The organism is Nocardioides sp. NBC_00850 (assembly GCF_045207335.1).
Lineage (GTDB): Bacteria > Actinomycetota > Actinomycetes > Propionibacteriales > Nocardioidaceae > Nocardioides.
Genome location: NZ_CP108845.1, coordinates 5,802,010 through 5,826,275, shown reverse-complemented (window position 1 = coordinate 5,826,275; position 24,266 = coordinate 5,802,010). Strand labels below are relative to the sequence as shown.

General features: G+C 70.7%; 20 protein-coding genes. 14 read left to right on the top strand and 6 right to left on the bottom strand.

What is annotated here, in order from left to right; genetic code table 11:
* Nucleotides 1-72: 72 nt before the first annotated feature.
* The 10 genes from OH802_RS28235 to OH802_RS28190 all read left to right on the top strand — a co-directional run bounded on the left by OH802_RS28235 (nt 73) and on the right by OH802_RS28190 (nt 12,811).
* A complete protein-coding gene (locus OH802_RS28235) occupies nt 73-348 on the top strand; it encodes an acyl carrier protein (RefSeq protein ID WP_355020352.1) in 276 nt (91 codons plus the stop codon).
* Nucleotides 349-358: 10 nt separating this feature from the next.
* Nucleotides 359-967: a serine O-acetyltransferase gene (locus OH802_RS28230; protein ID WP_406023675.1), complete on the top strand. Its 609-nt coding sequence runs from the start codon at nt 359-361 to the stop codon at nt 965-967.
* Nucleotides 964-1,806: a glycosyltransferase gene (locus OH802_RS28225; protein WP_406023674.1), complete on the top strand. Its 843-nt coding sequence runs from the start codon at nt 964-966 to the stop codon at nt 1,804-1,806. Before OH802_RS28230 ends, OH802_RS28225 begins: the two co-directional genes overlap by 4 nt.
* Nucleotides 1,807-1,825: 19 nt before the next feature.
* Nucleotides 1,826-6,580, top strand: coding sequence for a DUF4082 domain-containing protein (locus OH802_RS28220; protein WP_406023673.1), 4,755 nt, complete (start codon nt 1,826-1,828; stop codon nt 6,578-6,580).
* 81 nt (nt 6,581-6,661) lie between these two features.
* On the top strand, nt 6,662-7,732 hold the full coding sequence (locus OH802_RS28215; RefSeq protein ID WP_406023672.1) for a Gfo/Idh/MocA family protein: 1,071 nt from the start codon (nt 6,662-6,664) through the stop codon (nt 7,730-7,732).
* On the top strand, nt 7,729-8,745 hold the full coding sequence (locus tag OH802_RS28210) for an NAD-dependent epimerase/dehydratase family protein (protein ID WP_406023671.1): 1,017 nt from the start codon (nt 7,729-7,731) through the stop codon (nt 8,743-8,745). Before OH802_RS28215 ends, OH802_RS28210 begins: the two co-directional genes overlap by 4 nt.
* The gene (locus OH802_RS28205; protein WP_406023670.1) at nt 8,742-9,875 is read left to right on the top strand and encodes a DegT/DnrJ/EryC1/StrS family aminotransferase; all 1,134 of its coding nucleotides are present in this window, start codon (nt 8,742-8,744) and stop codon (nt 9,873-9,875) included. Before OH802_RS28210 ends, OH802_RS28205 begins: the two co-directional genes overlap by 4 nt.
* The gene (locus tag OH802_RS28200; RefSeq protein WP_406023669.1) at nt 9,872-10,525 is read left to right on the top strand and encodes an acetyltransferase; all 654 of its coding nucleotides are present in this window, start codon (nt 9,872-9,874) and stop codon (nt 10,523-10,525) included. Before OH802_RS28205 ends, OH802_RS28200 begins: the two co-directional genes overlap by 4 nt.
* Nucleotides 10,522-11,631 (top strand): DegT/DnrJ/EryC1/StrS family aminotransferase, encoded by a 1,110-nt coding sequence (locus OH802_RS28195; RefSeq protein ID WP_406023668.1) that lies wholly within the window; start codon nt 10,522-10,524, stop codon nt 11,629-11,631. The genes OH802_RS28200 and OH802_RS28195 overlap by 4 nt, the downstream gene beginning before the upstream one ends.
* On the top strand, nt 11,624-12,811 hold the full coding sequence (locus OH802_RS28190; protein ID WP_406023667.1) for a glycosyltransferase: 1,188 nt from the start codon (nt 11,624-11,626) through the stop codon (nt 12,809-12,811). Before OH802_RS28195 ends, OH802_RS28190 begins: the two co-directional genes overlap by 8 nt.
* 20 nt (nt 12,812-12,831) lie before the next feature.
* Here the strand turns inward: OH802_RS28190 and OH802_RS28185 are convergent, their stop codons facing one another.
* Genes OH802_RS28185 through OH802_RS28175 form a run of 3 tightly spaced genes read right to left on the bottom strand, consistent with a single transcriptional unit; the run spans nt 12,832 to nt 16,523 of the window.
* Entirely contained in the window at nt 12,832-14,394 is a 1,563-nt protein-coding gene (locus OH802_RS28185; RefSeq protein ID WP_406023666.1) for a hypothetical protein, read from the bottom strand.
* Complete coding sequence (locus tag OH802_RS28180; protein ID WP_406023665.1) at nt 14,387-15,856, bottom strand: oligosaccharide flippase family protein; 1,470 nt, start codon at nt 15,854-15,856, stop codon at nt 14,387-14,389. Before OH802_RS28180 ends, OH802_RS28185 begins: the two co-directional genes overlap by 8 nt.
* Nucleotides 15,849-16,523 (bottom strand): hypothetical protein, encoded by a 675-nt coding sequence (locus OH802_RS28175; protein WP_406023664.1) that lies wholly within the window; start codon nt 16,521-16,523, stop codon nt 15,849-15,851. The genes OH802_RS28180 and OH802_RS28175 overlap by 8 nt, the downstream gene beginning before the upstream one ends.
* A 120-nt stretch (nt 16,524-16,643) precedes the next feature.
* On the opposite strand from OH802_RS28175, the gene OH802_RS28170 reads away from it, so the two are divergent.
* Nucleotides 16,644-17,390 (top strand): hypothetical protein, encoded by a 747-nt coding sequence (locus OH802_RS28170; protein WP_406023663.1) that lies wholly within the window; start codon nt 16,644-16,646, stop codon nt 17,388-17,390.
* A 10-nt stretch (nt 17,391-17,400) separates the two neighbouring features.
* Nucleotides 17,401-18,729: an O-antigen ligase family protein gene (locus tag OH802_RS28165; protein WP_406023662.1), complete on the top strand. Its 1,329-nt coding sequence runs from the start codon at nt 17,401-17,403 to the stop codon at nt 18,727-18,729.
* Between the two features lie 35 nt (nt 18,730-18,764).
* Here the strand turns inward: OH802_RS28165 and OH802_RS28160 are convergent, their stop codons facing one another.
* The 3 genes from OH802_RS28160 to OH802_RS28150 form a co-directional block, all read right to left on the bottom strand.
* Nucleotides 18,765-20,372, bottom strand: a complete 1,608-nt coding sequence (locus OH802_RS28160; protein WP_406023661.1) for a DUF4082 domain-containing protein — start codon at nt 20,370-20,372, stop codon at nt 18,765-18,767.
* A gap of 128 nt (nt 20,373-20,500) precedes the next feature.
* Nucleotides 20,501-21,553, bottom strand: coding sequence for a hypothetical protein (locus OH802_RS28155; protein ID WP_406023660.1), 1,053 nt, complete (start codon nt 21,551-21,553; stop codon nt 20,501-20,503).
* A gap of 123 nt (nt 21,554-21,676) precedes the next feature.
* Nucleotides 21,677-22,342 carry a polysaccharide deacetylase family protein gene (locus OH802_RS28150; protein WP_406023659.1) on the bottom strand — a complete coding sequence of 222 codons (666 nt, stop codon included), beginning with the start codon at nt 22,340-22,342 and terminating at the stop codon, nt 21,677-21,679.
* 122 nt (nt 22,343-22,464) lie between these two features.
* Between OH802_RS28150 and OH802_RS28145 the strand changes: the two genes are divergently transcribed.
* Together OH802_RS28145 and OH802_RS28140 are read left to right on the top strand one after the other, a co-directional pair.
* A complete protein-coding gene (locus tag OH802_RS28145) occupies nt 22,465-23,403 on the top strand; it encodes a glycosyltransferase family 2 protein (RefSeq protein WP_406023658.1) in 939 nt (312 codons plus the stop codon).
* Entirely contained in the window at nt 23,400-24,266 is an 867-nt protein-coding gene (locus tag OH802_RS28140; protein ID WP_406023657.1) for a hypothetical protein, read from the top strand. Before OH802_RS28145 ends, OH802_RS28140 begins: the two co-directional genes overlap by 4 nt.

Below are 24,266 nucleotides of genomic sequence, written 5' to 3'. Positions count from 1 at the left end.
TTCTGCTCCCGACCCGCTTCGGCTGACAGAACGGAGGGGCATTCGTAGACCGTTCACAAACAGGGAGATGTGATGGCGGACGTACAGCGCACGATCGAAGGCTTCATCCTGGACAGCCTGCTGCTGGGTGATGAGACCCGGTTGCCCGGGCCGTCGGAGTCGCTGGTCGAGTCGGGCGTGATCGATTCGACCGGGATCCTGGAACTCATCGAGTTCCTCGAGGCGGAGTTCGAGATCTCCGTGGACGAGGCCGAGACCGTGCCCGAGAACCTCGACGGGGTCGCCAATCTGGTGGCGTACGTCGGCCGGAAGACGGCGGCCCAGGATCGAGAGAGCCTTGCTAGTTGACGGTGCCCCGGTGACAGGAGACTTCGCGGTCGACCTGGTCAAGATGTACGCGATCGTCCTCTCCGGCACGCGTACGTCCTGGCTGGCCAAGCTGCGGTTCTGGCTCTTCGACTACGAGCTGCACTGCGTCGCCTGCTACCGCTACGGACGCTGGGCGACGCGGCTGCGCGCCCGCAACGGCTTCCTCGGCGTGCTCGCGCTGGGGGTCTACTGGTTCTGGAACCGGCGCAACATCCGGGTCCACCACACCGACATCTTCCGGCGCGCCGACATCGGGCCCGGGCTGCTGATCATGCACCGCTCGGGGATCATCCTCGGCCCGGCCGTGATCGGCAGCAACTGCGTCCTCCACCAGAACGTCACCATCGGCCAGCGCATCGCCGACGGCGACCTCGGGCTGCCCACGATCGGCGATGACGTCTGGATCGGTCCCGGCGCGGTGATCTCCGGCGCGATCACGGTCGGCGACGGCTGCACGATCTCCGCCGGGACGGTGCTGTCCAAGGACGTCCCGCCCCACAGCCTCGTCGGCGGCAACCCCGGCCGGGTCATCGCCAAGGACTACGACAACAGCAACATGATCAACTTCGTCGTCCCCAGCGGGGAGCGACCATCATGATCGCGAGCGTCGTGGTGCCGGCGCACAACGAGGCCAAGGGGTTGTCGGAGAATCTGACGGCCCTGCTCGACGGCATCCCCGACGGGGCCGTCGAGGTGGTGGTCGTGTGCAACGGCTGCACCGACGACACCGCCGCCGTGGCGCGGAAGGTCCCGGGCGTACGCGTCCTGGAGATCGCCGAGGCCTCCAAGGCGCGCGCGGTCGAGGTGGGCAACGCCGCTGCGGTCACTTATCCGAGACTTCATCTGGATGCCGACGTACGCCTCACCGGCGTCGACCTGCTCCGGCTGGTCGACGCGCTCGACGAGGACGGGGTGCTGGCCGTCGCGCCCAGGCGGAGCATCCCGACCGAGCACTCCTCCTGGCCGGTCCGTGCCTACTACCGGGTGTGGCAGTCCCTCCCAGCCGTACGCAGCGGCCTGTTCGGCCGTGGGGCCTTCTGCCTCACCGCCGAGGGCCAGGCCCGGGTCGCCGCCGCCACCGGTCCGGGAGCGAGCCTGATGAACGACGACCTGGTCGCGTCGGAGCTGTTCACGCCCGCCGAGCGCCGTGTCGTCACCGACGCGACCGTGGTCGTGCGGCCGCCGCGTACGGTCAAAGACCTGGTCAGACGCAGGATCCGCGTCGCGACCGGGAACGCTCAAGCCGACGCCCATGGTGCTCGGCACGGATCCACCTCGTTCTCGGATCTCCTCATGCTCGGGCTGCGTCAGCCTGCGATCGGACTTCGGGTTCCGGTCTTCATGACAGTCACCCTCGTCGCCCGGATGCTCTCCCGCAGAGCTGTCCGGACCGGCGACTACACCACCTGGTTGCGCGACGAGAGTTCGCGGGCCTGATCCGAGAAGGAGCACGACTGTGAAGCTGCGAACGGGACTGGCCGCGTTGCTCGGAGTTGTTCTTGTCACCCCTGTCATCTCGCTCGTCACTGCGACGAGCGCCAGTGCCGACCCGTGCGGCCCGGAGGGCAACGCGATCGCGTGTGAGAACAGCAAACCAGGAAGTCCCGCGAGCGAATGGGGCATCACCGGCGCCGGTGACGACTCGATCCAGGGGTTCGCGACCGACATCAGTGTCGACGCCGGCAACCGGATCGACTTCAAGGTCGACACGAATGCCTCGGCGTACACGGTCACGATCTACCGGATGGGCTACTACGGCGGTGACGGCGCCCGCCGGATCACCTCGGTGACTCCGTCGGCGAGCCTGCCGCAGAACCAGCCCAACTGCTATCGCGACACCACCACCGAGATCACCGACTGCGGCAACTGGGCCGTCTCGGCCTCCTGGAACGTGCCGGCGACCGCGGTCTCGGGCGTCTACGTCGCCAAGCTGGACCGCGCCGACACCAACGAGTCGAGCCACATCACCTTCATCGTCCGTGACGACGACAGCCACTCCGACGTCGTCTTCCAGACCTCCGACACCACCTGGCAGGCGTACAACTCCTACGGTGGGTCCAGCTTCTACACCGGCGGCGGGAACGGCCGGGCCTACAAGCTCAGCTACAACCGCCCGTTCGCGACCCGCTCCGGCGGGACGTCCCACGACTTCTTCTTCGCCAACGAGTACCCGCTGGTGCGGTTCCTCGAGCGCAACGGCTACGACGTCAGCTACATCTCCGGGATCGACACCGACCGTCGTGGCGGGCTCCTCACCAACCACGAGACCTTCCTCAGCGTCGGGCACGACGAGTACTGGAGCGGGCAGCAGCGGGCCAACGTCGAGGCCGCCCGCGACGCGGGCGTGAACCTGCAGTTCCTCAGCGGCAACGAGGTCTACTGGCGGACCCGCTACGAGGCCTCGAAGGACGGCACCAACACGCCCTACCGGACCCTGGTCACCTATAAGGAGTCCTGGGCGCAGGCCAAGCTCGACCCCGCGCCGGAGTCGACCGGCACCTGGCGCGATCCGCGCTACACCCCCAAGAGTCTGGGTGGCGGGAAGCCGGAGAACTCGTTGACCGGCACCATCTTCATGTCCAACCTGACCGACCTGCCGGTGACGGTGAAGAAGTCCCAGGGCGGGCTGCGGCTGTGGCGCAACACCGGGCTGTCCGGGATGACCGCCGACCAGACCGCGCTGGCGCCACATACGGTCGGCTACGAGTCCGACGAGGACCAGGACAACGGGTTCCGACCACCCGGGCTGATCCGGATGTCGGAGACGACCGGGTTCATCGACAACCAGTACATGACCGACTTCGGCCGGACCACGGGCGACGGCACCACGACCCATGCCCTCACGCTCTACCGGGCCGCCAGCGGCGCGCTGGTCTTCGGCGCGGGATCGGTCCAGTGGACCTGGGGCCTCGACTCCGAGCACGACAACCCGTACCACGACGAGACCGCCGACCGCCGGATGCAGCAGGCGCAGGTGAACCTGCTGGCCGACATGGACGCCCAGCCGACGACGCTGATGAGCGGCCTGGTCGCGGCGACCAAGACCACCGACACGACCGGCCCGTCGGTCGCCATCACGTCGCCGGCTGCCGGGTCGACCCAGCCCAACGGCACCAAGGTGACGCTCACCGGCACCGCGACCGACACGGGCGGTGGCGTGGTCGCCGGAGTCGAGTACTCCCTCGATGACGGCACCTCGTGGCACCCGGCCACCGGGACGACCGCCTGGTCGGTGACGTACGTCCAGCCAGGGGTCGGCAGCACCCCGGTGCGGGTCCGCGCCGTCGATGACAGCGCGAACATCGGCACCGCCGTCAACCGGAGCTTCAACGTGACCTGCCCGTGCAGCATCCTCGGCCAGCGGGAGGTTCCGACGACCTGGAACGCCGTCACCAGCCCGGCGACACCGTCGGCCAACGACGGCGGCGCCGCCGAGCTCGGCCTGCGCTTCACCCCGCAGGCCGACGGGTACGTCGCGGGCGTCCGCTTCTTCAAGGGCGCCGGCAACACCGGCACCCACGTGGGCTCCCTGTGGAGCAGCAGCGGCGAGCGGCTGGCCCAGGTCACCTTCGCCAACGAGTCGAGCGGCGGCTGGCAGTCGGCGACGTTCAGCCAGCCGGTCGCGGTCGCCGCGGGGGCGAGGTACACCGTCTCCTACACGGCTCCAGCCGGGCACTATGCCGTGGCGCCCTGGGCTTTCGCGGCGCAGGGGTTCGAGGCGTACCCGTTCGAGGTCGAGGGTGGCTACGGTGCCGCTCCGGCAGGGGTCTACGCGGGTGCCGGGCAGTTCCCGGCGAACTCGTACCAGAACCCCAACTACTTCGTGGACGTGCTGTTCACGACCACGGACAACTCTCCGCTGACCGCCACCAACCAGTGGCCGCTGGCCGACTCGTCCTCGGTCCCGCGCAACACGACGGTGAGCGCCAGGTTCACCAAGCCGGTGGTCGCCTCGACCGTCGGGCTGCGACTGACCGACTCCCTCGGCAACGTGGTGGCCGGGTCGACGGCCTACGACTCGACGACCAGGACGGTGACCTTCACCCCCTCGGCCAACCTCGCCGGGTTCGTCACCTACACCGCAACGCTCTCGGGCCAGGACAGCGGTGGAACGGCGATCACGACCGGGAAGACGTGGTCGTTCCGTACGGCTAAGCCGCCGGCTACGGCAGGAGTCTGCCCGTGCTCGATCTATGACGAGGACGCCACACCGACGGTCCTCCAGGACCCGGAGAACGCGCAGCTGACGCTGGGCGTCAGGTTCCGCGCCGACGTCGCCGGCACCGTCACCGGGGTCAAGTTCTACAAGGGCGTCAACAACGCCGCCCCGCACACGGGCACCCTGTGGTCGGCCAACGGGGCGGTGCTCGCCCAGGGCACCTTCACCGGCGAGACGACCAGCGGCTGGCAGACGCTGACCTTCACCGAGCCGGTGCAGATCCAGGCGAACACCGACTACGTCGCCTCCTACCGCACCAACGGCTACTACTCGGCCACCCCGAACGCCTTCGCCTCGGCCGACCTGTCGAAGCCGCCGTTGCGAGTGACCTCGACGGCAGGGGCGTACGCCTATGGCACCGGCTTCCCGGCAGCGACCTCGCCCTCGAGCTACATGGTCGACGTCGTCTTCGAGAAGGGCGCGCCGTCGCTGACGATGACCTCGCGCAGCCCGGTTCCCGGGGCGGTCGAGGTGCCTCGCTCGACCAACGTGGTGGCGTCGTTCTCCTCGGCGATCAGCTCCGGCTACTCGATGTCGGCGACCTCGGGCGGCCAGCCGATCCCGGGGACGACGACGCTCGGCAACTCCGGGACGACGCTCACCTTCGACCCGACCTCTCTGCTGCCCGCATCCGCTGACGTGACGGTCACGATCAGTGGGGTCACCTCGACCGAGGGGGCGAGTCTGCCCACGCAGACCTGGACGTTCCGGACCAGATCCGCGGAGACACCAGCGAGTCAGACGCTCTTCGGTGACGTGGTGCCCGCGGTCGAGGCCCAGGACGACAGCTCTCCGGTCGAGGTCGGGACACTGTTCAGTCCCACCCGAGACGGGCGGGTGACCGCGATCCGGTTCTACAAGGGTGCCGGCAACGGCGGCACCCACGTCGGGTCGCTGTGGACCTCGACCGGCCAGCGGCTCGCCCAGGTGACCTTCACCGGTGAGACCGCCTCCGGCTGGCAGCAGGCCACGCTTTCCAGTCCGGTCGAGGTGCAGGCAGGGGTGTCGTACATGGTCTCCTACCTGGCTCCGCAGGGGCACTACGCGACCACGTCGCAGTTCTTCGCGACCGCGTACTCCTCGGGTGACCTGACCGCTCCTGCGGGCACCAACGGTCGCTATCTCTACGGTGCCGCGGGTGGGTTCCCGCAGTACTCGTTCGGGTCGACGAACTACTTCGCCGACGTCGTCTTCGAGCGGGCGGCCGCGACCATCTCGGTCACCGAGCGGGATCCGGACCCGGGCACGACCGAGGTGGTGACCTCGGTGAACCCGTCGATCACGTTCTCGACAGGGATCGCGAGCGGCTGGAACATGTCGGTCACGGCCAATGGGTCCTCGGTGGCGGGTTCGGCCGCGCTGAGCAGCGACGGACGTACGCTGCGCTTCACCCCGTCGGCGGCGCTGCCGTCCGGGGCGACGGTGTCGGTGACGGTCTCGGGGGTGGTCTCGACCGACGGGGCGAACCTGCCCACGCAGACGTGGTCGTTCACCACGGTCCCGGCCGTCGTGACCGAGGTGTCGCTGTTCACCGGGGTGACTCCGCAGAACGCGTCGACGCTCGACCTGATGCCGATCGAGGTCGGCACCGCGTTCTCGACGTCGGTGGCCGGCACGGTGACGGCGATCCGGTTCTACAAGGGCTCCGGCAACACCGGCACCCACACCGGCTCGCTGTGGAACTCGGCAGGCACCCGGATCACCCAGGTGACCTTCACCGGTGAGACCGCGACCGGCTGGCAGACGGCCACGTTGCCGACACCGGTCGCGCTCACGCCGGGGGCGACTTACGTCGTGTCCTACTACGCGCCCAACGGTCGCTACGCCTCGACGCCCGCCGCCCTCACCCAGTCGCGGACCGTCGGCCCGCTGACAGCTCCGGGCGGAGCCAACGGCAGGTATCGGTACGGGTCCGGAGGGGGGCTCCCGAACCGATCCTGGAACTCCACGAACTACTTCGTGGACGTGAGGTTCCGCCCGGCGTCGCCGTAGGCCGGCTGAACGGTCCCTAATTGAAGGGATAGGTGGGGCGAGGCTCTTCGGAGCCTCGCCCGCGCCGATTTCATGGTCGTCATGACTGATGGGGATCCGCTCGGCGTGGCAGTGGTCGGGGCCGGTTACTGGGGGCCCAACCTGGTCCGCAACTTCCGGAACGCACGTGACTGGTCGCTGGTCGCGGTGGTCGACCTGGACCTCACACGGGCCCAGGAGGTGATCGGGGGCGGCACGGACGTGCTGGCCACGACCGACCTCGACGAGGTGCTCGCGCGCGAGGACGTGGACGCGGTCGCGATCGCGACGCCGGCGGGCACGCATCGGCAGCTCGTCGAGCGGGCGCTGCGGGCCGGGAAGCACGTGCTCGTCGAGAAGCCGCTGGCCGACGACGTGGAGTCCGGGCGGAGCATGGTCGAGGCCGCGCGCGCCAACGATCTCGTGCTGATGGCCGACCACACCTACTGCTACACGCCGGTCGTGCAGAAGATCCGCGAGCTGATCGAGGACGGGTCGCTCGGCGAGATCCTGTTCGTCGACTCGGTGCGGATCAACCTCGGGCTGGTGCAGCCCGACGTCGACGTCTTCTGGGACCTGGCCCCGCACGACCTCTCCATCCTCGACTTCATCCTGCCCGGCGGGCTGCGCCCCACCGGGGTCGCCGCGCACGGCGCCGACCCGCTCAGGGCGGGCAAGTCCTGCGTCGGCTACCTGACCCTGCCGCTGGAGGGCGGGGCGATGGCCCACGTCCACGTCAACTGGCTCAGCCCCACCAAGATCAGGCAGATGGTGATCGGCGGGAGCCGGCGTACGTTGGTCTGGGACGACCTCAACCCGCAACAGCGGCTCAGCGTCTTCGACCGCGGCGTCGACCTGGTCCAGCAGAGCGTGGACATCGCCGACCGCGCCGCCGCGACCATCTCCTACCGGCTGGGCGACACCTGGGCGCCCGCGCTGCCCGAGTACGAGGCGCTCGCCCGGATGGTCGGCGAGTTCGCCGAGGCGATCCGGCAGGGCCGTACGCCGCGCACCGACGGGGCCGCCGGGCTCCGTGTCCTCTCCGTCCTGGAGGCGGCCCAGACCAGCCTCCGAGCCCGTGGCGCCCTCGTCGAGGTGGCCGCCGAGACCCCGACCCTGGAGCTGATCCGATGACCTCTCCCGACCTCACGAAACTGAACGGTGCGAATGTCCTGGTCACCGGAGGTGCGGGCACGATCGCCTCCACCATCGTGGACCAGCTCCTCGACGCGGGGGTCGCGCACGTCGACGTCCTCGACAGCCTGATCCGGGGTCGCAAGGCCAACCTCGACGACGCCCTCGCCACCGGTCGCGTACGGCTGGTGGAGGGCGACATCCGTGACCGGGACCTGGTCGGCGACCTCACCGCCGGCAAGGACCTCGTCTTCCACCAGGCGGCCATCCGGATCACGCTGTGTGCCGAGGAGCCCCGGCTGGCCAACGAGGTGCTCGTCGACGGCACCTTCAACGTGGTCGAGGCCGCCGTGCAGGCACGGGTGGACAAGCTGATCTACGCCTCCTCGGCCTCGGTCTTCGGGCTCGCCGAGGAGTTCCCGACGCCGGAGGGTCACCACCACAACAACAACGACACCCTCTACGGGGCCGCGAAGTCCTACAACGAGGGGCTGGTGCGTTCCTTCCGGGCGATGCACGGGCTCGACTACGTCGGGCTGCGCTACTTCAACGTCTACGGACCCCGGATGGACGTCCACGGCGCCTACACCGAGGTGCTGGTGCGATGGATGGAGCGGATCGCCGACGGCAAGCCGCCGCTGATCTTCGGCGACGGGCGCCAGACGATGGACTTCGTCTGCGTCCCCGACATCGCCCGCGCCAACATCCTGGCGGCCGCCTCGGACGTGAACGAGGGCGTCTACAACATCGCCTCCGGCACCGAGACCTCGCTGCTGGAGCTGGCCGAGGCGCTGCTGCGCGCGATGGACTCGCCGCTCGGCGTCGAGCACGGTCCGGAGCGGGCGGTCAACGGGGTCACCCGGCGGCTCGCCTCCATCTCCGCGGCCCGCGAGGACCTGGGCTGGTCCCCGACGATCGGGCTCGAGGACGGGCTGCGCCAGCTCGTGGAGTGGTGGGCGCCGCTGCGCTCCGAGATCGCCGCGGGGCGTGCCCTGAGCGGGGGTACGTCGTGAGCCGCATCAACGTCATGCAGCCCTGGCTGGGCGAGGAGGAGGTCGAGGCGGTCGCCGAGGTGCTCCGGTCCGGCTGGGTCGCCCAGGGGCCGCGCGTGGCCGAGTTCGAGCGCCGCTTCGCCTCCTCGCAGCAGGCTGCTCACGCGGTCGCCACCTCGAGCTGTACGACGGCGCTTCACCTGGCGCTGGTCGTGGCGGGAGTGAGCCCCGGGGACGACGTCGTCGTCCCGTCCTTCTCGTTCATCGCGACCGCCAACGCCGCGGTCTACGTCGGCGCCCGGCCGGTCTTCGCGGACGTCTCACCGGTCACCGGGAACCTCACCGCCGAGACGGTCCGGGAGGCGCTGACGCCTCGGACGACGGCCGTGATCGTGGTCGACCAGGGCGGGGTGCCGGTCGACCTGGACTCGATCCGGAAAGTCTGCGACCCGCTCGACATCATGGTCGTCGAGGACGCCGCCTGCGGTGCCGGGTCGACCTACCGAGGTCGTCCCGTCGGCGCAGGGGCCGAGATCGCGGCGTGGTCCTTCCACCCGCGCAAGATCCTCACCACCGGCGAGGGCGGGATGTTCACGACCTCGCGCGCTGACCTGGCCGAGCGGGCGCGCAAGCTGCGCGAGCACGCGATGAGCGTCTCCGCCGCCGACCGGCACGCCAGCCTGGTCTCGCCGCCGGAGTCCTACGACGAGGTCGGCTTCAACTTCAGGATGACCGATCTGCAGGCCGCGGTCGGCCTGGTGCAGCTCGACCGGCTGCCCGAGATCGTCGCCCGGCGTCGCGAGCTGGCCGCCGTCTACGCGAAGTCGGTCGCCGAGATCGGCGGGCTGCGGGCGGTGGCCGACCCGGCCTGGGGCACCAGCAACTTCCAGTCGTTCTGGATCGAGGTGGGGTACCCCTACGGGCTGGACCGGGAGGGGCTGCTGAGCGCCCTGGCCGAGGCCGGGATCTCGGCGCGACGCGGGATCATGGCGTCGCACCGGCAGCCTGCGTACGCCTCGCCGTCACTCAGCCTCCCGGCCACCGAGCACCTCACCGACAACACGCTCATCCTGCCGCTCTTCCACCAGATCTCGGACTCGGAGCAGGCGCGGGTCATCGACGTACTCCGACAGGGGGGAGGACGTCGATGACCACGCTGGTTCTCGTCGCGGCCAGTGGGCTCGCAGGGGAGGTCGCGGCGGCGGCGGAGTACGACGAGATCGTCGCCGTCGATGACGACCGCGAGTGCTGGGGCCAGATGATCGGCTCGGTCGATGGGACCGGCGGGGTCAAGGTCATCGGGCCGGTCGAGGTCGCCACCGACTGCGGTGACGACCTGGTCATCTGCGCCGGGGCCGGGTCGACGCGCCGACGCATCTACAACCGGCTGATCGGCTACGGGGTGGCGCCGGAGCGCTACGCGACCATCGTCCATCCCACCGCGTCGGTGCCGGCCGGCTGCGAGCTCGGTGCCGGGACCGTGCTGCTCGCCGGGGTCGTGCTGACCGCCGGCGTACGCGTCGGGCGCCATGTCGTCGCGATGCCCAACGCCGTCCTCACCCACGACGACATCGTCGGCGACTACGCGACCATCTGCGCCGGGGTGACCCTCGGCGGCGAGGTCGTGATCGGTGAGGCCGCCTACCTCGGGATGAGCTCCTCGGTGCGTCAGCGCACCACCGTCGGAGCCGACTCCGTCCTCGGCATGGGAGCGGTCCTGCTCAACGACCTGCCCGCCGGGGAGACCTGGGCCGGAGTGCCCGCCCGCCGTCTCAATTCACGTCAGGAGCTGATCTGGTGAAGGTGCCGTTCGTCGACCTCGGGTCGCAGCAGTCGGAGATAGAGGACGAGGTACGCCTCGGGCTGGACCGCGTCTTCGAGCGCACCGGTTTCGTGGGCGGGCCGGAGGTGACCTCGTTCGAGGACGCGTACGCGGCCTTCGTCGGTGCCGACCACTGCGTCGGCGTCGGCAACGGGACCGACGCGCTCGAGCTCGCGATGCGGGCCGTCGGGGTGCGGCCCGGTGGCGAGGTGATCGTGCCCGCCAACACCTTCATCGCGACCGCCGAGGCGGCCAGCCGGATCGGGGCCGTACCGGTGCCCGTGGACGTCGACGAGTCGCACCTGTTGATCGACCCGGCCGCGGTCGAGCGTTCCCTTACGCCGCGGACGCAGGCGATCGTGCCGGTGCACCTGTTCGGGCAGACCGCGTTCGTGGAGCAGCTGCTGCCGCTCGCGGCCGCGGCGGGGATCCCGGTGATCGAGGACGCGGCTCAGTCTCAGGGCGCCCGCCGGAACGGTCGCGCGAGCGGCTCGCTCGCGACTGTCGCGGCGACCAGCTTCTACCCCGGCAAGAACCTCGGTGCGGCCGGCGACGCTGGCGCGGTGACGACCTCCGACCCGGAGATCGCGCGGATGGTCCGGCTGCTCGCGGCGCACGGCTCGGAGACCAAGTACGTCCACGAGGTCGTCGGGATGAACTCTCGTCTCGACACGATCCAGGCCGTCGTTCTGTCTGCGAAGCTGGCGCGGCTGGAGAAGTGGAACGAGCTGCGCCGGCAGGCCGCCGACCGCTACCACGCTCTTCTCGACGGGGTGCCCGGTCTTCGGCTGCCTTCGTCCGCGCCGGGAAACGTCGACGTCTGGCACCTCTATGTCGTCCGGGTCGCCGACCGTGACCGGGTGCTCGCGGCGCTGCTGGAGGCCGGGATCGGCACCGGGATCCACTATCCGTTCCCGGTGCATCTGACTGCTGCGTACGCCTCGCTGGGGTTCGGCGAGGGCTCCTTCCCGGTCGCGGAGCGGGCGGCGGGCGAGATCCTGTCGCTGCCGATGTTCCCGCACCTGAGCCCGGAGCAGCAGGAGTACGTCGCCGAGGTGCTCACCGCGGCGGTGAGGCATGGGTGAGGTGCGTACACCGGTCTCGATCGTCTGCGTCTACAACGACCCGGCGGTGCTGGAGTCGTGCCTGGCGGCCTCGATCAAGGCCGGTCCGGGCGCATCGCGACAGACCGAGGTGATCCCTGTCGACAACGTCTCGGGTGCGTTCGCGAGCGCCGGCGCGGCGCTGAACCACGGCGCCCGGATGGCACGCAACGAGGTCGTCGTCTTCGTCCACCAGGACGTCTACCTGCACTCGCTGCCCGCGCTGGAAGCCGCAGCCGCGACCCTCCTCGCCGACCCGGCGATCGGCGTCCTGGGTGCGGTCGGCGTCGACCACCGCGGCGAGGTCATCGGCGCGATGCGCGACCGGGTCGTCCCGCTCGGCCGGTCCACCTCGGTCCCGGTCGACGTCGACTCCCTCGACGAGGTGCTCTTCATGGTCACCCGCTCGCAGGTGCTGCGCGAGCCGCTCTCGGAGTCGCCCGACCTGGCCTGGCACGCGTACGCCGTCGAGTACTGCCTCCGCATGCGCGCCTCCGGCCGCCGCGCCGCCGCAGTCGACATCCCGCTGACCCACAACAGCATGACCACCAACCTCGCCCGCCTCGACGTCGCCCACCGCAGCGTCGGCCACACCTATGCCGGCCTGGTTCCCGTCCGCACCACGTGCGGGATCGTGGGCGGTGAGCACGGCGCCGGGACCACGTCGTGGCCCGTCCGGCGCGCCCGTGGCGCGCGGACGTTCTGGGGCGAGTCCGTCCGTGCTCGCCGGGTGAGGCGCTCCCTGCGCGGGGTCGCGCAGGATCGGGGCCATGCTCGCCAGGTGGTGCTCGCCGACATCCGGCTGCTCGTCGACGACGTCGCCCGGCTTGCCGGCAGCTCCTCGATCCGCGTCATCGACCCCTCCCGCGACGGCACCGTCGGCGAGGCCGAGGGACTCGAGCGCAACGGCCTCGCCTTCTCCGCCGCCACCCTCCGCTGGCCCGGCGTCGTCGCCGCCGTCGCCGCCATCACCCCCGACCAGCTCCTCCTCGTCTCCGGCCTACGGCCCGAGGAGATCGCCCCCCTCGCCGCCACCGCCACCGGCCCCTACGTCGTCGGCCTCGCCCGCGACACCGGCCTCTGGCTCCTCCTCGGCGCCGACCCGGCTGCTCTCACGCCGCTGTGGAGCCGTCCGCGCAACCGGCCGTTCTTCGTGGGGTGACGGGGCGCAGGGATACCCGGTTAACCGGGTATCCCTGCCGGTCGGCGGCGCAGCCGCGCCCGAACCGCAGCAGCGGCCCACTCGGGGGCGAGGTCGCGGACGCGGCCGGCGCCGCCGCGGCGGGTCTGGCGCCACATCGAGATGCGGTCGGTGAGCGGCATCGCGCCGAGGAGGCCGGCGGTGATGTCGGCGCCGGTACGGCTGAACGGGTTGGTCGCCTGGACGGAGACGGTGAGCAGGTCGAGGTGGCCGCGGCCGCGGACGGGGGCGAGCAGGTCGTCGCCGAGGCGCTGTGGTGTGAGATAGAGCGACTCGGCGTCCGCGACCCAGCCGGGGCCGGTGTGGCACTCGAGGATCGCCTGGGCGGTCGCGCTGCCGCGCGAGACCCGTTCACGCGGCCGGCGGACCAGGTCGAGGAGGGTGTCGCGCAGCTGGTCGGCGCTGTTCGGGCGCAGCATCAGGTGGTCGATACCAGGAGAGTCCGAGCCCCACACGGCACACTCGGGCCGGTGGCCGCGGAAGGTGACGACGGGGTTGCCTAGGCCGCCGGACTCGAGCAGCGAGGTGAGCCCGGCGAACGGGAACGAGTCGAGGTAGACGTCGGCCGCGTGGTGGAGGGGAGCCACGTCGGTGAGCATGCCGACGGCCTGGATCCGTCCGGACGTACGCCGCGCCAGCCCGGCCCACGGCTCTGACTCCGGATTGGGGCCGGCGACCCGCCACTGCAGGCGGGGCTCGGCGGCCACCGCCGCCTCGACCGCCGCCAGGTAGGTGTCGCCGCCCTGGAACTTGCTCGAGTCGGCCGCGGTGACGACCAGCACGTCGGAGGCGCGTACGTTCCACTGCGGCTTCGCGGTCTCGCGACGCTTGGTCCGGCCGCGGACGGACAACGGCCGGTTGCGCACGATCGACCGTTCCATCGGCAGGCCGCGACGGTGCTGGGCGAGGTCCTGGCCGCTGCGGCGCAGGTGGACGACCCGGTCGTAGGCCCGCACCCCGACCCAGAAGACGTGGTCGGTGTTGTCGATGTAGACCACGGGCGGCAGGTCGCGGCGGTCGGCGAAGGCGAGCGCGGGGACCACGTCGAAGGGGTGGCAGTGGGAGACCACCAGGTCGGCGGTCGAGGCGAGCGCACGCAGCCGGGCGGCGCGGTGGAGCAGGCTCCCGGGTGTCGTGTCGAGCATGGTCAGGCCGACCCGGTCCCCGAGCCGGGACGCGATCTTGGCCGGCACCGGCGAGGTCATCTGCCGGGTGGCGACGATCTCGTGGGAGCGGTCGGCGAGCTGGTCGGTCCAGCCGGCGATGATCTGGGTGTGCCCGCCGCTCTGGTACATCTGCGTGACCACGTGCAGCGTGCGCCGCGGCCGGGTCGGCACGGGCACGGACGGGAGCGAGCGGCCCAGCTCGGTGAGCAGCAGCTCGAGCGGCTCGTAGGCGAACCAGCCGGTGTGGTTGCCCCAGGCGAACTCGGCGGCGGCTTGCGCCAGCGCGGCCGCGCGCTGCGGCCTTCGTCGAGCGGCAGCCGCGGCGGCGGCGTACATCTTCTCCAGGGTTTCGTGGTTGTCGTCGAGACGGTCAGACATGGACGTCCTCGTTCAGTGTCGTGGGGGGCTCACTGGGGGTGGGGGAGCCGGCGCCGGAGCGGAACCAGCGCACGTCCTCGCGTCGGCGTCGCAGCAGCACCGCCCACACGGCGGCGAGCACCAGGCCGGTGACTGCGCAGGTCACCCAGACCGACGGCTGCGCGACGCGCATCCCGACGGCCGCAGCCCAGACGGCGAGCGCGCCGAGAGCCGGCAGAGCGGCTCCGGCGGCGAGGCCACGGAGCCCGACCCCGGCCCGCGCCAGATAGAAGAGGTGCAGCGGCAGGATGACGACGAGGCCGACCGCGAACGTGGCCAGGCCGACCCCGCCGACGCCATCCCACGCCGCCCCCGCCAGCAACGCCGGCACCAGGGCGGTCAGCCAGACGATCTGGATCGTCATCAGGCTGCGGGTCGAGCCGGCGATGACCAGGAAGTCGTAGGCGAGCTCGAAGGAGATCCGCAGCACGGCCAGCGCGCCGAGCCAGAGGAGCGGTGCCGCTGCCGCCTGCCAGACGTTGCCGTAGACGAGGCCGATCACCTCCGGGGCCAGCGCGGCCAGCGCCGAGCAGCCCGGGAGCGTCACGGTCAGCACCAGCGCGGAGAGGCGGGTGAAGGCGTGCCGCATCCCGGCCGGGTCGCGCTGCAGCCGGGCGAAGATCACCGGCGTGACCTGCCGCAACGGTCGCGAAAGCATCGTGACCGGCCAGCTGGAGAGGTTGAACGCGACCACGTAGAAACCGAGCGCGGTCGCACCCAGCATGCTGCCGATGACGATCTGGTCGGCGAACCCGACCGCGAAGACCAGGATGCTGGTCACCGCCAGCGGGGTGCCGAAGCGAAGCAGCGTGACCGCGTGGGCACGAGAGAGCCCCATCCGCCACGGCAGCGGCGACATCCGCAGGAACATCACGGTGGTGACGGATACGCCGAGAAGATGACCGATGACCAGGGAGTACGGCCCGGCGCCGGCCAACGCGAGCCCGAGCATGACCGGAACCGCCACGATCGTGGCCATCTGGTCGATCAGCATCCGCTTGCCCTGCATCAGGTTGCGCTGCAGCAGCGCCGCCGGGGTCGCGGTGATCCCGCTGAGCACCACCGGGATGGCGAACATCGCCACCAGCACCGCCGCGTCCGGCTCACCCATCGCCCGCGCGTAGGGGCCGGCCCCGATCACCATCCCCGCGGCGATGAGCAGGCTCGCCACGACCGAGATCGTGGTCACCGTCGGCGCGATCTCGCGCGGGTCGTCCTTCCAGCGCACCACCGCGAGGCTCACGCCGAGCTCGTTGAAGCTCAGCACCGCCATCAGGGCGAGGAAGGCGACGGCGTACGTCCCGTAGCTCTCCGGCCCGAGCAGCCGCGCGACGAGGATGCCGACGACCATCGTGCCGAGCTTGGTCACCGCCGTGTTGGCGATGCTCCAGGCGAGGGCGGTGTGGGGGCGGGTCTCAGCCAAGGTCGGTCTCCGGCGGCGTCTCGGCGCGGCGCGCCTTGCGCCGCAGCAGGATCGGGTCGATGAGTACGACCAGGTAGAGGGTCGCCGCGGCGCCGAGCAGCCCCGTGACGGCGAACGCCCGCTTGGAGCTCCCTCCGACGGGGTAGACGACGGTCGAGCCGGGCGCCTCCTTGGTCGTCATCCGGAACGCCTTGTCCACGCGGTACTCGTCCTGCACGCGGTCGAGCGCGGCCGTCATGTCCTCGACCAGCTGCTCCTTGCGGGTGCGCACGGTCTCCGGGTCGGAGCCGACGACCTCGATGATCAGCCACTGGTCGGTGTAGTTGGGCGCCCATTGGCCGCCGGTGTCGGGCAGCCGGACGGTCCAGCCGTCGCGTACGCCCATCCCGATCAGCCCCGCGTCGGTGGCGGTGAACTTCGGAATCTGCCGGGTGCCGACGACGAGCTTGCCGACCACGCCGGCGGTGATCACCAGGTCCTCGGAGGTCGCTCGCAGCGCGTTGGGATACTGCGCGTTCTTGGGAGCCAGGAAGACCAGGTCCGTACGCGTCCAGTAGACGCTCCGGTCCTGGCTCGCGTAGTTCGCGGCGGCGAGGGTGAGGATCGCGCCGACCACTACGATCGGCCATCGTCGGACCATCGCCCGCAGCAGGTCCCACAGCGCCATGGTCGGAACGCTAGGTCCGCCGAGGCCGGGTCAGCCCAGGTCAGCGGGGTCATCGCCCAAATCGGGTAGGACGTCGGCGAGGTCGGCTCGCACCGATCCTGGCTGGGTACGTTCGGCCGCATGGTGTTGTCGGAGTTCGTCGGTGCGATCCGGCGACGTTGGTATCTCGCGGTGGTCGGCATCCTGCTGACCGGAGTGCTCGGCTGGAGCGCATCGGCCTTCGTGGCGCCGACCTACACCGCCCGGGGCCTTGTCCTGATGCTCCCCTCCAAGAACGCGGTCGGCCCCGGCGGCAACCCGTTCCTGGGGCTCGGTGGGCTCGATCTGCCGGCCCGGGTCGTGGTCGCCTACTACACCAGCGCGCCCGCCCAGGAGGCGATCGCGGAGGTCACCCCGGGCGCCGCGGTGACGGTCTCGATGGAGGAGTCGACGCGCGGGCCGGTGATCGCGATCGACGTCAGTGCGGACAGCGAGGCCAACGCCATCGAGGCGCTCGACTTCGTCGCCGACTCCATCCCGGAGACCCTCGGCCGCCTCCAGGACGAGGTCAACGCGAAGGGCAACGCCCGGCTGCGCTCCCGAACGCTTGCGCTGGACGAGACGGCTGCCATCGACGGCAGCGGTCCGCTGCGGGCGCGGATCATGGCCGTCGTGCTCGGTCTCGCGATGACCGCGGTGCTGGTCTACGCGATCGACGGAATCGTGCTGCGCCGCCGCCTGGCCCGCGAGGAGCGGGCCGCGTCCCTGGCTGCCCAGGACGCCGCCTACGACGACGATCCCGACCAGGACGACCAGTACGGGCAGTACGCCCAGGACGATCGGGGCGACCGGGGCGACGACCACGTCGTCCAGCGCCTCCACGGCTGAGGCTGGAACGATGGCCGTACGCCGTGGTGTCGATGCGGTGACGTGGCTGAGCCTCTACACGTTCGCCGTCTTCGTGATCCCGTCCTGGCTGGTCTTCCGGCCGCTGGGCAGCGCCGGCTCGGTCTCGATGCTGATGGGGCTGGGCAGCTTCGCGCTCTGGGCGCTGCTGAGCATCGGCCGGCCGCTGCCGGTCGACCGGCCTCCGCAGCCGATGCGAGTGGTGCTGGCGCTGTTCCTGTTCAGCATCGGGGTCACCTATGTCATCGCGATGTCGCGTCCGATCAGCCGCGACGAGGTGAGCCCGGCCGACGTCGCGATCCTCGCGATGGTCTCCTGGGTGGGCACGCTGCTGCTCGCCGGTGACGCCATCCCGAGCATGGCCAGGGTCCACGTGCTGGTGTGGCGGTTGGTCGTGGGCGGCACCGTCCTCGCGGTCCTCGGCCTGGCCCAGTTCTTCGCCCGGCAGATCTTCGTCGACCGGATATCGATCCCGGTCCTGACCCCGATGACGACGGTCGAGCTGGCGATGCGCAACGGCCTCGTACGTCCCGCCGGGACCGCCCTGAGCCCGATCGAGTACGGCACCCTGATGGGGATGCTGGTGCCGATCGCGCTCCATGTCGGTTTCCAGCACCGCAACCTCAACCCGCTCGTCCGCTGGACCCCGGTGGTGCTGATCTGCATGATCATCGCCGCCTCCTCGAGCCGGTCTGCCTACCTCGGCGCCGCCATCGCGGTGGCGGTCTGCATGATCGGCTGGTCGCGCAAGCAGCGCGCGATGGTGCTGGGGCTCGCGGCCGGCGGGCTGGGCCTGGTGTTCCTGGTCGCGCCCCGGATCATCAACTCGGTGACCGGCATGTTCGTCGGCGCCGAGGAGGACCCGAGCGTCACCTCGCGCACGGACAGCTACGGGGTGGCCTGGTTCTTCGTCGACCGCAACCCGTTCTTCGGGCGCGGACTGGGGACGTTCCTGCCGAAGTACCGCATCTTCGACAACCAGTACCTCCAGATGATGGTGAGCATCGGGATCATCGGCGTGCTCCTCTTCGTGGCGTTCGTCGTCGCGACGTTCATCCAGCTCGCCAGGGTCTATCGCGCCTGCGAGGACCCGAAGACGCGCGACCTCGTCGTCGCGCTCATCGGCGCCGCCGCCGCCGGTTTCGCCGGGCTGGCGTTCTTCGACGCGTTCGCCTTCCCGATGACGATGGGCACGATCTTCCTGGTGCTCGGGCTGGCCAGCGCGGTCACCCGGCTGAACGCACTGTCACCATCTGCGAAGGCGCCACCGGATCGCACCGAGGCCGTGGGCGAGGTCGCGCAGACCGTACGCCCCGGGTGACCCGTCCCGTCAGCCCGTCCCGTCAGCCCGTCCCGTCAGGTCGTGCAGGGCAGGTTGCGCACCACGACGGGCTGGCCGGCGGAGTTCAGCGTCGCGGTCGCGGCCTGCCACTGGGTGACCAGGCTGCACCTGACGTCGAGCGGCCCGAAGACCCAGCTCCGGTCGACCACGTACAGGTTCCTCACCGTGCCTGGTGTGCCGAGCCGGAAGGGGTAGCCGCCGCCGCTCACGATTAGGCCGTCGATGTCGACTGAGGTGTTGTCCTGGTCGGGGTAGAAGAACGGGGCGGTGCCGCCACAGTTGTTGGTGTCGACGAAGTCGATGACCGTCTTCCGGACGGTGAGCGCCCCACCGCCGTAGCCCTGGATGCCGTCACCGTGCCAGTCGGTGCAGACGTCGGGCGAGACGACACGTACGTAGGAGTCGTGGATCGCGACGCCGCCGCACGCGGACTTCCCCTGGGCCCGGAAGCCCTCCGGAACTCCGTCGATGAGTACGTTGCGCGCCGTGTAACCGCCCGAGGTGACGGCGGGCCAGGCCTCGTCCGTCGTCGGGGCCGTGCCACGGACGATCTCGGAGTCCTCGATGACGAGACCGGTCGCGCAGGTGGCGCTGGCGTAGTTGACGATCACCGAGCCGACCGCCTGCACCCGGCGCAGGGTCACGTTCTTGGCGGTGACGTTGATCGTCCCGTTCGTCACGCGCAGGTCCTCGACGACTGCCCCAGGCGTATTGATCGTGTACGTCCCGGTCGCCGACCGCTTCGGCTGCCAACCGTCCGGCAGCCCGGCCGAGGCGCGGGTCGGGAAGCCACCGGTGGGAGGGGCGGAGGTCGGCGATGGGGCGGATGTCGTCGGAGTGCTGGTCGGGGAGCTCGGGGAGGTCGACGGAGCTGTCGACGAGCTCGCCGGCGTGCTCGGGCTGACGCTCGTCGAGGGGCTGGAGCTCTGGGACGGCGGCGCGCTGGGGGGCGATGCACTGCCGGACGGCGTCGGTGAGGTCGTCGGCTCCTCGCCAGAGCCGGCAGGCCGCACGACGACGTCGACCTGGTAGTTGGTGGCGCGGTAGGTCGAGCGGGGGAACTCGCCCGGCTGGTAGGTGTAGACACCCGCGTTCGTGCCGGCCGACAGCGGACCGTTACTGATCGAACGGTCGAAGAAGTGCTCGTCGGTCGAGTAGTGACCACCGGGCGCGGTGTAGGAGACGACGTAGGAGCGGCCTGGCTCGAGACGTACCGGCCGCTCGAGCGTGGCGGCCCGCAGGCCGTCTCCGGCCGCACCGCCGAGCTGGACGCGGGAGAGCGCGCGGCCCCGTCCCGACCACAGGGTCGCCTGGTGCGGGCCGTGGTTGTTCGGGCCCAGGTACACCTGGACCGCGACCGCCTCGACCGGCTCCGAGGTCCGGAACCGCATCCCGAGCTCGACCGGCCGGGAGTCGGAGTCCGTCAGGACCGCGGGGACCGCGTCGTCGGGGAGAAGGCTGAACGTCTCCGGGTGCGCGGTCGCCGTGCCGAACGCCCACAGGCCGCTGCCGGCGATGAGGGTGACCAGGACGCTGGCGAAAGCGGTACGCCGCCACCGAGTGGTCCTGCGGCGACCGTGGGGAGGTCGGTCGATCCGTCGTCGATACGTGCTGGGGGGCATGCTGTGGGAGGGCATGAATGCACCTGTTCGTATGGGATACCGCCGAAGGCATCGACACTACGTTTGATCCGTCCGGCACTGACACCCCCAAAACTCGGTATCTATGACGGGTTTTCCAGCCTCAGACGTCACTCGCAGGGTAGGTCGCGGATCGGGACCGGCTGGCCCGCTGAGTCCATCGTGACCACGGCCGCGCTCCACTCGGTGACCACCGAGCAGTCGACGTCGAGCGGGCTGTAGACCCAGCTCTGATCGACCACGTAGAGGTTGCGGACCGGCCCCGGCATGCCGTTGCGGAACGGGTAGCCGCCGCCCGCCACGACCAGGCCGTCGATGTCGACCGATTCGTTGCCCTGATCGGTGGGATTGAAGAACGGGGCGGTGCCGTGGCACTCGTTCTTGACGTCCAGGATCATCACCGTCCGGCGTACCTTGACCTTGCCGCCGCCGTAGCCCTGCAGGCCGTCGCCGTGCCAGTCGCTGCACACGTCCGGCGAGGTGACCCGGATGAAGGAGTCCTGGATCCCGATGCCTCCGCAGCGCTCCTTGTTGGAGGCGCGCAGTCCCTCGGGTACGCCGTCGATGACGACGTTGCGCACCGTGTAGCCGCCCGCGGAGACCGCCGGCCAGGCCTCCTCGGTCGTGGGGGCGCTGCTCCGGATGAAGTCGGAGTCCTCGATCAGCAGCCCGGTGTTGCACTGGTCGTTGTAGTCGTTGACCACGACCGAGGCGATCGCCTCGACGCGGCGCAGGGTGACGCCGGGCGCGGTGACGTAGATGACGCCGTTGGTGATCCGCAGGTCCTCCACGACCGCTCCGCGATGCCGGATCCAGAAGTCTCCGGTCGCGGTGCGCTTCGGCTTCCAGCCGGCGGGCAGGCCCGCCGACTCACGGGTGGGGAATCCCTTGACCGGCGGCGCGGCGGTCGAGGACTGCGTACGCTCCGGGGTCGCCGACGGCGCGGGCGTCGGTGTCGGCGGGGTCGATGAGACGGTCGGGCTCGGGTCGGCCGATGGGGAGGGAGACACGCTCGCGGGTGGCTCGACCGTCGGCAGCGAGTCGGAGCCGACGTTGCTCACCTGGTCCGAGTCGGGCCACAGGAACCAGGTCATGGCGACCAGCAGCAGAGCCAGCCCACCCACGATCGCGATCCGCCGGCGCCGGCCTGGCTTGGTTGGCATGTGTTCGCACCCGTTCGCGTCTCGATGGCCATCGTCTTGTCGGCACTGTCGCGTCGACACTGCCCGACCTCGTGGTCGGGGGCATCCTTCAAACTGGTTACTTCCTCAGGCCGGCGCAGAGGCTCAGCGCAGCCTCTTGACCAGGCCTGCCGCCTGACGTTCCACCCTCCTGGCGATGCCCTGCCCGGTCAGGATGTGGCTGCGTACGCTGGCCCCGTCGTCGTCCGCGGTGATGCTGAACCTCGGCTGCAGCCAGGCTCCGGCCACCGCCTGGGCGCGGTCGCTGGTGTAGACGTGCTGGTAGCTCAGGCGGCGCAGGTGACGCAGCGTGGCGCGGTCGTAGCGGCCGAGCGGGAGCGCCGCCTCGTCCACCGTCTCGCCGGCCGCCATGGTGATGTGCTCGCGGGCCTGGATCAGCTCGCGGCGTACGCCTGCGGCGTCGAGGCCACGCCAGCTGACGTGGTCCATGCCGTGGGTGCCGATCCGCATGCCCGCCACCCGGAGGAGACGGACGTCGAGGCGGTCGACGCTCCCCGGCTTCCCCAGCCGTCCGGCCAGCACGAAGAAGGTCGCGCTCAGGCCGCGGGCCTGCAGGCCCGGCAGTCCGATCGCGACGTCGGAGTGGTTGCCGTCGTCGAAGCTGATTCGCACCTCGGGGCGGCCGGCGACGGCATCGAGGATGTCCTCGTAGGCGTCCTGGCTGATCCAGTAACGGTCCTCGCCCGGCTCCAGCTCGCGCTCGGGCTCGCCGATGCCGTGGAAGCAGATGTTGGTCACGTGGGCGGGCATGTCCTCCACGCTAAGGATCCGGAGGCCGTGTCCGGCCGACCTTTGCGAAGGCCTACCTCATACGGGGGATCTGCGGTCGGGAGCCGGGTCCGGCGGGGGTGGACCCCGTCGAGACTCATGACGTGTCGCTCCCGATCCGAACCATCGCCGTCGTGGTGGTGACCTACAACAGCGCTCACCTGCTGGCCGATCTAGTCGGCTCTCTGCCGGGTGGGCTCGCCGGTCTCGGGTGGCGGTTGGTGGTCGCCGACAACGCCTCCGCCGACGACACCGTGGCGACCGCGCGCCGCCTCGCGCCGGACGCGACCGTCGTCGAGACCGGTCGCAACGGCGGCTACGCCGCCGGGATCAACGCCGGCGTCGCGGCCGCCTTCGCCGCAGATCCGGACGTCGATGCGGTGCTGGTGCTCAACCCGGACGTACGTCTCGAGCCCGATTGCGTCGCGGCGCTTGCCCGCGAGCTCGTGTTCGGGGTCGGCGTAGCCGTGCCCCGGCTGGTCGACGCCGAGGGCCGGCTGATCGAGTCGATGCGTGGCGCCCCGAGCCTGGTGCGGGCCTTCGCCGACGCCGTGGTGGGCGCCAACCGCGCCGGCCGGGTCCGGTGGGCGGGGGAGATCGTGGCCGACCCGGCCGAGTACGACCGCGGCCAGGACACAGACTGGGCCGAGGGGTCGACGCAGCTGATCAGCACCGAGTGCTGGCGCGCGTGCGGACCCTGGGACGAGTCCTACTTCCTCTACTCCGAGGAGACCGAGTTCCACCTGCGCGCTAGGGACCGGGGCTTCCGGGTGCGGTTCGTGCCCGCCGCCCGCGCTGTGCACCTCGGCGGCGAGTCCACCACCTCACCGGGGCTGTGGGCACTCCTGGTCGCCAACCGGGTACGGCTCTTCACGGTCCGCCGTGGGCGGGTCCAGGGGGCTGCGTACTGGCTGATGGTGCTGGCCCGCGAGTGCAGCCGGGCGCTGCTGGGGAAGCAGACGTCGCGGCGCGCCGTTCGCACCCTGGTGAGCCCTCGCCGGATGAGCGCCCCGCGTGGGCCCGAGTGGGTGGCGAGCGCATGAAGGCCGTGCTCGCCCCGATCACCGCCGAGGACCTTCCGGTCGTCTCGACGTTCCTGCACGAGCAGCTCAACCCGCGGGTGCAGGAGCTGGAGTGGACCCAGGCGCTGCGGGTGCCGTGGGACGTACCCCAGCCCAACCACGGGTTCTTCCTCGCCGAGGGGGAGCGGGTGGTCGGGGCCTACCTCGCCTACTACTCCGAGCGTCGGGTTGGCGCGGGGACACTGCAGGTCTGCAACCTGGGCGCCTGGTGCGTGCTCGACAGCCACCGCCATCAGGGACTGCGGCTGCTGACCACGCTGCTCAAGCAGCCCGGCTACGAGTTCACCGACTTCTCGCCCTCGGGCAATGTGATCGCGCTCAACCGGAAGCTCAAGTTCACCGACCTGGACACGACCACCTCGCTGGTGCCGGCGCTGTCGCCCGGCGCTGTGCTGCCGGGGCGGCGAGGGGTGCGGGTGAGCAGTCGTCCCGACGTACTGGACTCGGTGCTGCAGGGCGAGGAGCGGGACCTCTATGCCGACCACCGTGCCGCGGCGGCGGCCCTGCACGTGGTGCTGAGCACGGGCTCCGAGCACTGCTACGTCGTGGCCCGCAAGGACACCCGCAAGGGCGTACGCGCCTTCGCCTCGGTCCTCTACGCGAGCAACCCGGAGCTGCTCCGGCGGCACGCGCCGCGGCTGGCCTCGCACCTGCTGACCCAGCACGGCACCGCGGCGACCCTGGTCGAGCACCGGGTCGCGGGCGGGGCCCCGGGCGGTTCCTACCGGCTCTCGCGGTCGCGGCCGAAGATGCTGCGCAGCGACGCCCTCGACCCGGCGCGGGTCGACTACCTGTACAGCGAGCTGACATGTCTGGAGTGGTGA

Excerpts from the sequence above, each read along its gene's own strand:
- OH802_RS28235 (WP_355020352.1), top strand. The coding sequence starts at position 73 with ATGGCGGACGTACAGCGCACGATCGAAGGCTTCATCCTGGACAGCCTG.
- OH802_RS28225 (WP_406023674.1), top strand. The coding sequence starts at position 964 with ATGATCGCGAGCGTCGTGGTGCCGGCGCACAACGAGGCCAAGGGGTTG.
- OH802_RS28215 (WP_406023672.1), top strand. The coding sequence starts at position 6,662 with ATGACTGATGGGGATCCGCTCGGCGTGGCAGTGGTCGGGGCCGGTTAC.
- OH802_RS28210 (WP_406023671.1), top strand. The coding sequence starts at position 7,729 with ATGACCTCTCCCGACCTCACGAAACTGAACGGTGCGAATGTCCTGGTC.
- OH802_RS28200 (WP_406023669.1), top strand. The coding sequence starts at position 9,872 with ATGACCACGCTGGTTCTCGTCGCGGCCAGTGGGCTCGCAGGGGAGGTC.
- OH802_RS28190 (WP_406023667.1), top strand. The coding sequence starts at position 11,624 with ATGGGTGAGGTGCGTACACCGGTCTCGATCGTCTGCGTCTACAACGAC.
- OH802_RS28185 (WP_406023666.1), bottom strand. The coding sequence starts at position 14,394 with ATGTCTGACCGTCTCGACGACAACCACGAAACCCTGGAGAAGATGTAC.
- OH802_RS28175 (WP_406023664.1), bottom strand. The coding sequence starts at position 16,523 with ATGGCGCTGTGGGACCTGCTGCGGGCGATGGTCCGACGATGGCCGATC.
- OH802_RS28170 (WP_406023663.1), top strand. The coding sequence starts at position 16,644 with ATGGTGTTGTCGGAGTTCGTCGGTGCGATCCGGCGACGTTGGTATCTC.
- OH802_RS28165 (WP_406023662.1), top strand. The coding sequence starts at position 17,401 with ATGGCCGTACGCCGTGGTGTCGATGCGGTGACGTGGCTGAGCCTCTAC.
- OH802_RS28160 (WP_406023661.1), bottom strand. The coding sequence starts at position 20,372 with ATGCCCCCCAGCACGTATCGACGACGGATCGACCGACCTCCCCACGGT.
- OH802_RS28155 (WP_406023660.1), bottom strand. The coding sequence starts at position 21,553 with ATGCCAACCAAGCCAGGCCGGCGCCGGCGGATCGCGATCGTGGGTGGG.
- OH802_RS28150 (WP_406023659.1), bottom strand. The coding sequence starts at position 22,342 with ATGCCCGCCCACGTGACCAACATCTGCTTCCACGGCATCGGCGAGCCC.
- OH802_RS28140 (WP_406023657.1), top strand. The coding sequence starts at position 23,400 with ATGAAGGCCGTGCTCGCCCCGATCACCGCCGAGGACCTTCCGGTCGTC.